A 12,682-nucleotide genomic window follows, 5' to 3' on the forward strand; every position below is an offset into this window, starting at 1 on the left:
CCGTGATCAGTCGATCGAGGTCAGAGTAGACCGCAACCCAGCGGGAGGACATCTCATGGCAAGACTCGTGCAACCGGCCGGCCCGTTCGCGCTCGGCACGTTCTCCGCTCCGGGCGGGGCCGCGTTCCCCGGTCTCGTGGCCCGCGAGCGGGTGCTGGACCTGCGCCAGGTCCTGGCCTGGGAACCGTCCGATGTGCGTGCCGTGCTGGAGCGCTGGGAGGAGGCCCGCCCCGTCCTGCACACCCTCGCGCACGAGGACGCCCTGGACTGGCGGCCGCTGGAGGGCCTGCGGGTGCACGCCCCCGTCGAACCCCGGCAGATCTTCCAGTCCGGTGCCAACTACCGGCAGCACGTGATCGACCTTGAGGTCGCGCACCGCTCCCCCGAGGACCCCCGCACGGTCGAGGAGGCGCGGGCCGAGATCGCCGCGGTCATGGACCGGAGGGCGGCCGAGGACCTGCCGTACGTCTTCATCGGCCTGCCCACCACCATCACCGGCCCGTACGACGACGTCGTCCTCCCCTCCTGGGCCGAACAGCCCGACTGGGAGCTGGAGTTGGCGGCCGTGATCGGCAGGCCCGCCCACCGGGTGTCCGTCGAGGAGGCGCCGGCGTACGTCGCCGGGTACACCATCGCCAACGACCTCACCGACCGCGCCACCGTCTTCCGGCGGGACATGAAGGCCATCGGCACCGACTGGCTGCGCTGCAAGAACGCCCCCGGATTCACCCCGCTCGGTCCCTGGATCGTCCCCGCCGAGTCCCTCGCGGACCCGGGCGACCTGCGGGTCACCCTCAAGCTGAACGGCGACACCATGCAGGACGAGTCCACCAAGGACATGCTGTTCGGCATCGCGCGGCTGGTGTCGTACATATCGCAGACCGCGCGGCTGCTGCCCGGCGACCTGGTGCTGACCGGCAGCCCGGCCGGCAACGGCATCCACTGGGGGCGGCTGCTGCGGGACGGCGACGTCATGGAGGGGTCGATCACCGGGCTGGGTGTGCAGCGCACCCGCTGTGTGGCGGAGGGCGCGGCATGATCCCGGACCGGTACGACCCCGAGGGGGCGATCGCCGAGGCCGCCGAGGCGTACTCCAACTGGGGGCGCTGGGGCGAGGACGACGTGCTCGGCACGCTCAACTTCCTCGACGAGGCCAAACGCCGGGAGGGTGCCGCCCTCGTGCGGCGGGGCGTGAGCTTCTCCCTGTCGCAGCGGTTCGACATGAACGGGCCGCAGAAGGGCTGGCGGCGGCGCACCAACCCCGTGCACACGATGCTCGACACCGGCACCGACGCGGCGCTCGGCAACCAGGGCTTCCCGCACGGCATCGGCGGCGCGGACGACGTGATCACGATGCCGCTGCAGTGCTCCACCCAGTGGGACGGGCTCGGGCACATCTTCGACCACGGCAACGCCTGGAACGGGCGCAAGGCCGAGAAGGTCGTCACCTCCGACGGCGACCTCGTCACCGGCATCGAGCACATGGCGCCGTACGTCGCCGGGCGCGGCGTCCTGCTGGACGTGGGCCGCGTGGTCGGCGGGGAGGGCGAGCTGCCGGACGGCTTCGCCGTGACCGAGGAGCATCTGACCGCGACCGCCGAGGCGCACGGCGTGAGTGTGGGCCGCGGTGACCTGGTGGCCGTACGGACCGGGCAGCCGGCCCGGGTGCGCCGGGACGACTGGGGCGACTACGCGGGCGGGCCCGCGCCGGGGCTGTCGTTCACCACGGCGGGCTGGCTGCACCGCACCGAGATCGCCGCGATCGCCACCGACACCTGGGGCTTCGAGGTTCGGCCGAACGAGTTCGAGGGCGCCTTCCAGCCGCTGCACCAGGTCGTCATCCCCAACATGGGGCTGCTGATCGGCGAGATGTGGGACCTGGAGGCGCTCGCCGAGGACTGTGCGGCGGACGGCGTGTACGAGTTCTGGCTCACCGCCGCTCCCCTGCCCATCACCGGGGCCGTCGGCTCCCCCGTCAATCCGATCGCCGTCAAATAGGCCCCGGCAGCCTGCCGGGTGCGTCCTTCCCCGCGACCGCGGCGGCGTATCCGCCCCCTGGCCACCCGCCAGTCCGCTCACTGGCGGGTGGCCGCTCACACCACCGACTTCGAGTATCCGCCGAGATCGTCCGGCCCGCACTCGGAGCGGACCAGCCGCATCCCTCACACCCTCGCATCCCTCACATCCCCGCACCCCCAGCCGCCCCATGCCGTGCGGCCCGACCTCGGGAGGGACCCCGACATGACCGACACCCCCTCGCCCACCGTCCTCGTCATCGGCGGAGGCACCGCCGGCAACGCCGTCACCGTCCTGCTGCGCCGCGCCGGCATCACCGTCGACCTGATCGAGGCCAGACCCGACTGGAACGCCACCACCGGCTCCGGCATCACCCTCCAGGGCAACGCCCTGCGGGTCCTGCGCGACCTGGGCCTGTGGGCGGAGGTGGAGGCCTGCGGATTCCCCTTCGGCACGCTGGGCATCACCGCCCCCGACGGCACGGTGCTGCACGTCGCGGAGGACATCAGGACCGGTGGCGAGGACCTGCCCGCCACCCTCGGCATGCAGCGGCCCCGGCTCCAGCAGATCCTCATCGACGCGGTCCGCGCCTGCGGCGCCACCGTGCGCCTGGGCACCACCGCCGAGTCCCTGGAGCAGGCCGCCGACGGCGTCTCGGTCCGCTTCAGCGACGGCAGCGAGGACCGCTACGACCTGGTCGTCGGCGCCGACGGCCTGGGCTCCGCCACCCGCGCCGCGATCGGCATCGCCGACAAGCCGGAACCGACCGGCATGGGCATCTGGCGCATCGCCGCCCCGCGTCCTGAGTGCGTGGACCGCACCGACCTCGCCTACGGCGGACCGGCCTACATCGCGGGCTACACCCCCACCGGCGAGGACACCCTCTACGCGTACCTCGTCGAGGGGTGCCGTGACCGCGCGTCCGTCGACGCGGCCGACCGCGCCGACGAGATGCGCCGGCTGGCGCAGGCGTACGGCGGGGCCTGGCCGGAGATCACCCGGCACATCACCGACTCCGCTCAGGTCAACTACACGTGGTTCACCCGGATGCTGGTCGAGGGCTCCTGGCACCGCGGCCGGGTCGTCCTCGTCGGCGACGCCGCGCACTGCTGTCCGCCCACGATGGCGCAGGGCGCGGCCATGTCCCTGGAGGACGCCCTCGTCCTCGCCGAGCTGCTCACGAGCGGACGGGCCTGGGACGACGAGCTGTTCCAGAGCTACTACGACCGCCGCATCCCCCGCGTGCGGACCGTCGTCGAGGCGTCCGTGCAGATCTGCCGGTGGCAGCTGGACGGCGTGCGTGACGCCGACGTCCCCGGGCTGATCGGCCGCACGATGAACGTCCTCAAGGAGCTGCCGTGACGGTGCCCACCGTGGACATCCACGCCCACCTCCTCCTCCCGGAGATCGAGGAGGCCGTCGCCGGTCACCCCGGACTGGCCGAGGCCCAGGAGCTCGACGCCCGCCGCAACGGCCCCGCGGCCCGCGCCGTGAACGGCCCCATGGTGGGCGCCCGGATGCCGAGGCTGACGGACGTCGCCGCGCGCCTGGCGGCCATGGACGAGGCCGGCGTCGACGTGCAGCTGGTGAGCCCTTCACCGGGCCACTACCACTACTGGGCCGGGCGAGAACTGGGGGACAGGATCTGCCGGTTGGCCAACGAGGGCACCGCCGCACATTGCGCCAAGGCCCCCGACCGCCTGCACGGCCTCGGCCTGGTCCCTCTCCAGCACCCCGGCCTCGCGCCGGACCTGCTCGACCACGCCCTGGAGCAGGGGCTGCGGGGCGTGGAGATCTCCTCGCACGCCCCGGGGCCGGGCGGGGCCCGGGAGGTGGAGCTCTCCGACCCGCGGCTCGCGCCCTTCTGGGCCCGCGCGGAGGAGAGCGGCGCGCTGGTCTTCCTGCATCCGTTCGGCTGCACGCTCGACGAGCGCCTGGACCAGTGGTACCTGTCCAACACGGTCGGCCAGCCCACCGAGAACGCCGTCGCCCTGTCCCACCTGATCTTCTCCGGCGTCCTGGACCGCCATCCGGGCCTGAAGCTGGTGGCCGCGCACGGGGGCGGCTATCTCCCCACCCACCTCGGCCGCTCCGACCACGCCTGGCGGGTCCGCCCCGACGCCCGGAGCTGCTCACGGGAGCCGAGCGGCTATCTGCGGCAGCTGTACTTCGACTCCCTCGTCCACGACCCGCACGTCCTGCGGGAGCTGGTCCGCGTCGCCGGCGCCGACCGCGTCCTGCTCGGCTCCGACTTCCCCTTCGACATGGGCACCGACGACCCGCTGCGCGCCCTGCGCGCGGCCGGCCTGGCCGACCCCGACTTCCACGCGGTGCGGGGCGGCAACGCCGCCGCCCTGCTCGACCTCGCCTGAGGAGGAACCCCCATGGCCCCACTGAGCAACCGTCTGCTCACTCACCTGCGGCATGTCGACCTCGCCGTACCCGACTACGACAGACAACTCGACTTCTACGCCGGCGTCTGGGGCCTGACCAAGGTCGCCGAGGACTCCGGGATCTCCTTCCTCGCCGCCGAGGGCAGCCCCGAGCAGTACGTCGTACGGCTGCGCAAGTCCGACGAGAAGCGCCTCGACCTCGTCTCCTACGGCGCGGACAGCCCGGCCGACGTGGACACGCTCGCCGAGCAACTCCTGTCCCAGGGCGTGCGGTTGATCTCCCGGCCGGGGCAGGTCGACACCCCCGGCGGCGGTTACGGCTTCCGCTTCTTCGACGTCGACGGCCGCACCATCGAGGTCTCCGCCGACGTCGGGGCCCGGCAGCACCGCCGTATCGAGGAGAAGGAGTCGATCCCGGTCCGGCTGTCGCACGTCGTGCTCAACTCCCCGGATCTGAACAGGACCCGTGCGTGGTACGAGGCCCACCTCGGCTTCCGGCTCTCCGACACGCTCAGCTCGCCGCACATGGGCGAGGTCATGCACTTCATGCGGATCAGCAATCAGCACCACTCGATGGCCATCGCGCAGGGCCCGCACACCTCCCTGCACCACGTCTCCTTCGAGATGCGCGGCCTGGACGAGTACATGCGCGGCTCCGGCCGGGTGATGCGGGCCGGGTTCCGCAAGATCTGGGGGCCGGGCCGGCACATGGCGGGTGACAACACCTTCACGTACTTCCTCGACCCGCACGGCAACACCGTCGAGTACACCACCGAGCTGGAGGAACTGGACGAGGACACCTGGCACCCCCACGTCTACGACTTCTCCCGGCCCGAGGTCACCGACCAGTGGGGCACGGCCAACCCGATGAACGAACTGGTCGCCAAGGAGTCGTTCAACGACGTCGACCGCGGCTGCTTCGTCGCCCCGCCGGTGTAAGGGGCGCCGACCCTTGCGCATCGCCACTTACCTGTACGAGGGACGCCGTCACTGCGGGGTCGTGGAGGACACCGTCGTGCGGGCCCTGCCCGACGGCACCTCGGTCCTCGACGCCCCCGGCGCCCGTCCCGTGGGCGACGCCGTCCCGCTGTCGGACGTACGCCTGCTGCCGCCGCTTCAGCCGCCGACCGTCCGGGACTTCGTCACCTTCGAGGAGCACGTCGAAGGCGTACGGCGCTCCGTGGACAAGGCCGCCGGGGTGCCGGAGCGGTGGTACGCGGCGCCGACGTTCTACTTCACCAACCCCTACGCGGTGTACGGCCCGCACGATGACATCCCGATGCCGCCCGGGTCGGCCGTACTCGACTTCGAACTCGAGGTCGCCGCCGTGATCGGCCGCGAGGGCCGCGATCTGACCCCCGAGCGGGCCCGCGACCACATCCTCGGCTACACGGTCCTCAACGACTGGTCCGCCCGCGACCTTCAGTCGGCGGAGATGAGGGTGGGGCTGGGCCCCTGCAAGGGCAAGGACACCGCCACCACCCTCGGCCCGTATCTCGTCACCGCCGACGAACTGGAGCCGTACCGCGATGCCGACGGCTTTCTGCGGCTGGCGCTCACCGCCTCCGTGAACGGCGAGGTCGTCGGCGAGGACCTGCTGTCCAACATGAGCTGGACCTTCGAGGAGATGGTCGCCTACGCCTCGCGCGGGACGTGGGTACGTCCCGGCGACGTGCTCGGCTCCGGGACCTGCGGCAACGGCGGCTGCCTGGCCGAGCTGTGGGGCGTGCGCGGCCGGCAGGACCCGCCGCCGCTGAAGCCCGGCGACACGGTGACGCTCACCGTGGAGGGCATCGGTTCCGTGTCCAACACCGTGGTCCCGGGCGTGGCACCGGTGCCGCTGCCGACGGGCCGCCGCCGCAGCCGGGAGCGCCCGTGACCGGCCCGCGTCCCCAGAGGCTGCTCGGCAAGGTCGTGGTCGTCACCGGCGCGGCCCGCGGCCAGGGCGCCGCCGAGGCCGAAGCGCTGACCCGGGAGGGCGCCCGCGTGATCGCCACGGACGTCACGGACGCGCCCGGCTGCCGCCGCCTCGACGTCACCAGCGACCGGGAGTGGGCCGAACTCGCCGCCGGGATCGAGGAGTCGTACGGCCGTGTCGACGGCCTGGTCAACAACGCGGGCGTCACCTGGCGTGCCCGTCTCGGCGACGTACGTCCCGGCGACTTCGACCGCGTGCATGCCGTCAACGTGACGGGCCCGCTGCTCGGCATCCAGCACCTCGCCCCGCTGATGCCGCCGGGCTCGGCCATCGTGAACGTCGGCTCGACGGCCGCGCTCACCGGGCACTACCCGGTCGCCTACACGGCGAGCAAGTGGGCGCTGCGGGGCCTGTCGAAGACGGCCGCGACGGAACTCGGCCCCCGCGGCATCCGCGTCAACACCATCCACCCCGGCTACGTCGAGACCGAGATGACCGCCTCCGCGGCCCCCGCCTTCCGGGAGGCGAACATCCGCGAGACGCCGCTCGGCCGTACCGGCACCGTCGACGAGGTCACCCCGCTCGTGGTGTTCCTGCTCTCCGCGGAGGCGTCCTTCATCACGGGCGCCGAGATCCCCGTGGACGGCGGCCTCACCGCGCACGGCGGCGTCAAGTCCCTTTCGGACGCGCTGCGTCCGTGAGCCGTCACCCGGTCTCCTGTTCCGCCCAGATGATCTTGCCGTCGGCCGTGTACCGCGCACCCCAGCGGTGCGACAGCTGCGCCACCAGAAACAGCCCACGGCCGCCCTCGTCCATGCTCCGGGCGTGCCGCAGCCGCGGTGCGGTACTGCTGGCGTCGGCGACCTCGCAGGTCAGGCGGGAGTCGCGGAGCAGGCGTAGGCGGATGGGGGGTTCGGCGTAGCGGATCGCGTTGGTGACCAGCTCGCTGACGATCAGCTCCGTCGTCATGGCCAGCTCCCCGAGGCCCCAGTCCGCCACCTGGCGGGTCGCCCGGGCCCGGACGTCGGCGACGGCGGCCGGGTCGACGGGCACGTCCCACGAGACGACATGTTCGGCACCGAGGGCGTGGGTGCGCGTCAGGAGCAGCGCGATGTCGTCGGGCTGCGGCACGGGCACGAGCTGCCGCACCGCGGACGAGCACAGGGCGCCGAGGTCGGGGGCGCGCCGGGACAGCAGGTCGCCGAGCCGGGCCATGCCCCGCTCCATGTCGCCCTCGGCCGCCTCGATGAGGCCGTCCGTGTAGAGGCCGAACAGACTGTTCTCCGCGAGTTCGATCTCGCAGGCCTCGAACGCCATCCCGCCCAGCCCGAGCGGCGGCCCGGCAGGGGGCTCCGGGAAGGAGACCTGCCCGTCGGGCGCGACGACGACCGGTGGCGGGTGTCCGGCGCGGGCCATCGTGCACCGCCGGGTGACCGGGTCGTAGACGGCGTACAGACAGGTCGCGCCGAGGAAGGCGGTCGTGCTGTGGTGGGCCGAACCGGCCCCGTCGGCGCCCTCGGGCATCTGGGCCCCCTCCCCGTACGGGTGCTCCTCGCTGAGCCGGAGCACCAGGTCGTCGAGGTGGGCCAGCAGTTCGTCGGGTGGCATCTCCATGTCGGCGAGGGTCTGTACGGCGGTGCGCAGCCGGCCCATGGTCGCCGCCGCGGTGATGCCGTGGCCGACGACGTCGCCGACGACCAGGCCGACCCGGGCGCCGGACAGCGGGATCACGTCGAACCAGTCGCCGCCGACACCGCCCGTCGGGTCCGCCGGCAGATAGGAGGAGGCCACCTCCAGCGCCGTACCGCCCGTGAGGGCCTGGGGCAGCAGACTGCGCTGCAGGGTGACCGCGGCCGTGTGTTCCCGGGTGTAGCGGCGTGCGTTGTCGACGCACAGCGCGGCCCGGGCCACCAGCTCCCTGGCGACCGGGACGTCGTCGGGCTGGAACGGCACGGGATTGAGCGACCGCAGGAACGTGGTGAGGCCGAGGGCGGTGTTGCGGGCCCGCATCGGCACGGAGATCAGGGAGTGCAGGCCGAACTCGCGCATGCTGGCCACGCGCGCGGGCTGTTCGGTGACCCACTGCTCGTCCGACGGATCGAGGACCGGGATGAGGATCGGCTCGCCGTCGACGATCAGATGCACGTCGTGCGGCGGAGGCACGAAGTCCACCCGGTCCCCGATCCGCGCCACGGCCTCCGGGGCGCCCTCGCGCACCGAGCTCAGGCCGGCCCGGCGCATCACCGGCCGGGCGGGCGCCGGTCCCGCGTCGGTGAGCCACGCTCCGTGCCCCTCGGTGCTGAGCACCGGCTCCAGCAGGTCCACGACGACGAAGTCCGCGAAGCGGGGGACGGCGAAGTCGGCCAGTTCCTGAGCCGTCCGCAGCACGTCCAGGGTCGTGCCGATCCGCGTGCCGGCCTCGTTGACCAGCGCCAGCAGCTGCCGCGCGTTCCACCGCTCGGTGACGTCCAGGACCATGTAGCAGACCCCGGTGATCGAGTCGTCCTGGTCCACGAGGGGGAAGAACGAGGTGGAGTAGGCGTGCCGGCGGTGCGGATCGGCCCAGCTCCAGCCGGAGTACTCGTAGTCGGTGACCGGGACGCCGGTGTCCATGACCTTGCGCATCAGGCCCTCGATGGTCTCCGTCTGAAGGCCCGGCAGCAGTTCGCTCAGCCGCCGCCCCAGCCGCTGCTCACGGGGTACGCCGCCGAAGCGTTCCAGGGTGTCGTTCAGCCAGACGTAGCGCAGCTGTGTGTCCATCACGGCCATGCCGACCGGCGCGCGGGTCAGGAAACCGTCGAGGATGGACTGGCCCACCGACCACTGCGGACGCCGCTCCCGCGCCGAGATCAGAAAGCACTCGTCGGTCCCGAGGCGGAAGGACGCGGAGACCCGCAGGTCGGCGTCGATGCGGCGGCCTTCGCGGTGCCGTAGCGGGATGAGCCCGCTCCACCCCATGCCGACGCGGCAGCGCTCCGCGATGCCCGCCACCCGCTTCGGATCGCCCGGCATCGCCAGCAGAGGCGCGGCCGGGCCGCCGACGATCTCCGCCGCCGGGTGGCCGAGGAGTTCCTCCGCGGCCCGGGTCCAGGCGAGGACCACGCCGTGTGCGGACACCACGGCCGCCGCGTCGGAGGACGCGTCGAAGGGCGCGCGGTGTCCTGCGGACGTGGGCGCGTCCGGTTCTTCTCGCGGAGCATCCATGGGTCCTCACGCAACGTCCATGGGTCCCATCCCGTACACGACCATGTTCCTGCTTGTCCGCCGGATGTGCACGGGCCGAGGGGCCCTTGTGACCGGAGCGGTGGGCACGGTGCGGGAGCGGAGGGAGCATGGAAGTGCCGGTCGTCCCAGCCGTGGTACCCGGGGGTGTATGGCCGAGGTCGGCGGGCCCTGCCGGCCGGTGGCGGAGGAGCTGGGATGAGAGCCGAACCTTTCGAGTCCAACCGTGACGAGTACGGCCCCGATGCGGCCCGCCCGATCGGCCTGCTGGACGTGCTGAGCGTGGCCGCGGTGGTCGTGGACGCCGACGGGCGCATCGTGTTCTGGACCCCGCAGGCCGAGGAGCTCTTCGGCTACACCTCCGAGGAGGCCCTCGGCACCCACGCGGCGCGGCTGTTCATCCACCCCGAGCACCTGCCGGCGGTGGCGAAGCTGTTCGCCGAGGTGCTGGAGACCGGCCGGAGCTGGGCCGGTGCCTTCCCCATCCGGCACAAGGACGGCAGCACCCGGCTCACGGAGTTCCGCAACATGCGGCTGCTGGACGATCTCGGGGACGTCTACGCCCTGGGCATCGCGGCCGACCACTCGCTGCTCCAGCGCGTCGAGACCGACCTGGCGCTGTGCGAGCGGCTGATCAACCAGTCCCCGATCGGTCTGGCCCTGCTCGACCCCGATCTGCACTTTCTGCTGGTCAACCCGGCGCTGGAGCGCATCGACGCCACCCCGGCCGAGGACCACATCGGCCGCCGGCTGCGGGAGACCCTGCCGCTGCCCGACATCGACACCATCGAGTCCGCGCTGCGCCAGGTGCTCACCACGGGCACCCCACTGCTCGACCAGTACCACGTGGGCCGCCCGCCCGCCGACCCCGAGCACGAGCACGCGTGGTCGCTGTCGTTCTACCGGCTGGAGGATCCCGGCGGGCGGGTCCTGGGCGCGGCGATCTCGTTCGTCGACGTCACCGAGCGGCACCGGGCGTCCGCCGAGGCCGACCGGGCGCGACGGCGCCTGGCCCTCATCGCCGACGCCTCCACTCACGTCGGGACCACGCTGGAGGTGGAGCAGACCGCCCGCGAACTCGCCGAGGTCGCCACGCCCGAGCTGGCCGACGTGGTCGCCGTGGACATCCTGGACTCCGCGCTGGCCTGCCGCCGCAAGCGCAAACCGGACAACGGCCCCGAGCTGTTCCGCGCCGTCGCCCTGAAGTCGGCGTATCCCAGCGTGGCCCTGCGCGCCGCCGACCCGCCCGGTGACCTCGCCGCCTACGAGGGCGACCGCCTGGTCACCCTGTGCGTCCATACCGCCCGTCCGGTGCTGGTGCGCCATGTCGGACCGCACGATCTGCCGCGCATCGCCCGGGACGAGGAGGCCACCTCGCTGCTGGCCCGCGCCGGTGTCCACTCGTATCTCGCCGTGCCGCTGATCGCCCACGGCGAGGTGCTGGGCGCCCTGGACCTCAAGCGCACCCGCAACCCGGTGCCGTTCGACGACGACGATGTCGTCCTGGCCAGTGAGCTGGCCAGCCGTGCCGCCGTGGCCATCGACAACGCCCGCTGGTTCCAGAGCGTGCGCAACACCGCCCTCACCCTCCAGCGCAGCCTGCTGCCCGACCATCCGCCGCACCACCCCGGCCTGGAGCTCGCCTCCCGCTACCAGCCCGCCCAGGCCACCAGCGAGGTCGGCGGGGACTGGTACGACGTCCTGCCGCTGGCCGAGGACAGGACCGCCCTGGTCGTCGGCGACGTCATGGGCAACGGCATCGACGCCGCCGCCACCATGGGCCGGCTGCGCACCGCCACCGTCGCCTACGCGGACCTCGACCTCGATCCGGGCGCCGTGCTCCAGCACCTGGACAAGATCACCTGCGATCTGGAGCACTACATCGTGACCTGCCTGTACGCCGTGTACGACTCCCGCACGCGGCGGTGCCACATCGCCAACGCCGGACACATGCCCCCCGCGCTGGCCCGCCCGGGACGGCCGCCCGAACTGCTCGACCTGCCCGCCGGGGCCCCGCTCGGCGTGGGCGGCATCCCGTTCGAGACCACCTCGGTGGACCTCGGTCCCGGCGATCTGCTGGTCCTGTACACCGACGGCCTCGTCGAGACCCGGCACCACCCCATCGACGACCGCCTGAACGTCCTCCTCGGCTTCCTCGACGAACCCCGCAGGCCCCTGGAGGAGATCTGCGACCTCCTGCTGTACGGCCTGCGCCACCCCGACGACCACGACGACGTCGCCCTGCTCGTCGCGCGGGTCCTGTAGCCGGGCCCGCCTTGCCCGCGCCGAGCGCCCGGCGCACGCTGTTCGTATGGGTACGCAGAGCGGCCCCACGCTCATCAACTCGGTCCAGCGGGCGTTCCGCCTGCTGGAGGTGGTGAGCGCGCACGAGAACGGCGCACCGGCGAAACAGCTCGCACGGGAGACCGGCCTGCCCCTGGCCACGACGTATCACCTGCTGCGCACGCTGGTCCACGACGGATACGTGCGCAAGCTCGACGACGGCGGGTTCATCCTGGGCGAGCGGCTCCAGACGCTGCACACGGCGGGCCGGGCGCAGGCGCTGCTCAGCCGGGTCCGCCCCACGCTCGCCGCGCTGCGGGACGAACTGCACACCGCCGCCTACCTCACCTTCTACGAGGAGGGGGAGATCCGGGTCGCCGAGATCGTCGACGGCCCGCGGGCTCCCCGGGTCGATCTGTGGGTGGGGTTCGAGGACGCGGGGCACGCCACGGCGCTGGGCAAGTCGGTCCTGCGCGAGCTGGACGAGGAGTCGCGCAACGACTACCTGTCGCGGCACGCGCTCGCCGACCTCACGCCCAGGACGATCACCGACACGCGTGACCTGCTGCGGCGGCTCGACGCCTCACCGATGGCCCCGGCCGTGACGGACATGGAGGAGTACTCTCTCGGCACGGTCTGCGTCGCGGTGCCCGTCTACAGCGGGACGACCCTCGGCTCGCTCGGCGTCTCACTGCGGGCCGACCGGCGCTCCCGGCTGGAGGAGATCAGGACGCGTCTGATCCCGACCGCGAGCCGCGTGACCAGGGGCCTGTCGCTCACTATCTGAAAACGCCCTCCTTGTCCCGTCCGGATCGAACCGATTTCCTTATATAAATCGGATATTTCGTGG

The 12,682-nt window shown here is 72.5% G+C and carries 10 protein-coding genes; 9 read left to right on the top strand and 1 reads right to left on the bottom strand.

Annotated elements, in window-relative coordinates:
- Positions 1-55 precede the first annotated feature (55 nt).
- The 7 genes from ACIBU0_RS26005 (at position 56) to ACIBU0_RS26035 (ending at position 7,028) form a co-directional block, all read left to right on the top strand.
- Positions 56-1,039, top strand: a complete 984-nt coding sequence (locus ACIBU0_RS26005; protein ID WP_398822489.1) for a fumarylacetoacetate hydrolase family protein — start codon at positions 56-58, stop codon at positions 1,037-1,039.
- The gene (locus ACIBU0_RS26010) at positions 1,036-1,998 is read left to right on the top strand and encodes a cyclase family protein (protein WP_398822492.1); all 963 of its coding nucleotides are present in this window, start codon (positions 1,036-1,038) and stop codon (positions 1,996-1,998) included. Before ACIBU0_RS26005 ends, ACIBU0_RS26010 begins: the two co-directional genes overlap by 4 nt.
- Before the next feature lie 243 nt (positions 1,999-2,241).
- Positions 2,242-3,378 (top strand): FAD-dependent oxidoreductase, encoded by a 1,137-nt coding sequence (locus ACIBU0_RS26015; RefSeq protein WP_398822495.1) that lies wholly within the window; start codon positions 2,242-2,244, stop codon positions 3,376-3,378.
- Complete coding sequence (locus tag ACIBU0_RS26020; RefSeq protein ID WP_398822498.1) at positions 3,375-4,388, top strand: amidohydrolase family protein; 1,014 nt, start codon at positions 3,375-3,377, stop codon at positions 4,386-4,388. Before ACIBU0_RS26015 ends, ACIBU0_RS26020 begins: the two co-directional genes overlap by 4 nt.
- A gap of 12 nt (positions 4,389-4,400) precedes the next feature.
- Entirely contained in the window at positions 4,401-5,348 is a 948-nt protein-coding gene (locus ACIBU0_RS26025; RefSeq protein ID WP_398822501.1) for a VOC family protein, read from the top strand.
- 13 nt (positions 5,349-5,361) lie between these two features.
- Entirely contained in the window at positions 5,362-6,288 is a 927-nt protein-coding gene (locus ACIBU0_RS26030; RefSeq protein WP_398822504.1) for a fumarylacetoacetate hydrolase family protein, read from the top strand.
- Positions 6,285-7,028 carry an SDR family NAD(P)-dependent oxidoreductase gene (locus tag ACIBU0_RS26035; protein WP_398822507.1) on the top strand — a complete coding sequence of 248 codons (744 nt, stop codon included), beginning with the start codon at positions 6,285-6,287 and terminating at the stop codon, positions 7,026-7,028. The genes ACIBU0_RS26030 and ACIBU0_RS26035 overlap by 4 nt, the downstream gene beginning before the upstream one ends.
- 4 nt (positions 7,029-7,032) lie before the next feature.
- Here ACIBU0_RS26035 and ACIBU0_RS26040 read toward each other — a convergent pair whose 3' ends face one another.
- Entirely contained in the window at positions 7,033-9,531 is a 2,499-nt protein-coding gene (locus tag ACIBU0_RS26040) for a SpoIIE family protein phosphatase (RefSeq protein WP_398822509.1), read from the bottom strand.
- A gap of 216 nt (positions 9,532-9,747) precedes the next feature.
- Between ACIBU0_RS26040 and ACIBU0_RS26045 the strand changes: the two genes are divergently transcribed.
- Positions 9,748-11,814, top strand: coding sequence for a SpoIIE family protein phosphatase (locus ACIBU0_RS26045; protein WP_398822512.1), 2,067 nt, complete (start codon positions 9,748-9,750; stop codon positions 11,812-11,814).
- A 46-nt stretch (positions 11,815-11,860) separates the two neighbouring features.
- On the top strand, positions 11,861-12,619 hold the full coding sequence (locus tag ACIBU0_RS26050) for an IclR family transcriptional regulator (RefSeq protein WP_398822515.1): 759 nt from the start codon (positions 11,861-11,863) through the stop codon (positions 12,617-12,619).
- Positions 12,620-12,682 lie beyond the last annotated feature (63 nt).

This window comes from Streptomyces sp. NPDC049627 (assembly GCF_044465645.1).
Taxonomy (GTDB): Bacteria; Actinomycetota; Actinomycetes; order Streptomycetales; family Streptomycetaceae; genus Streptomyces.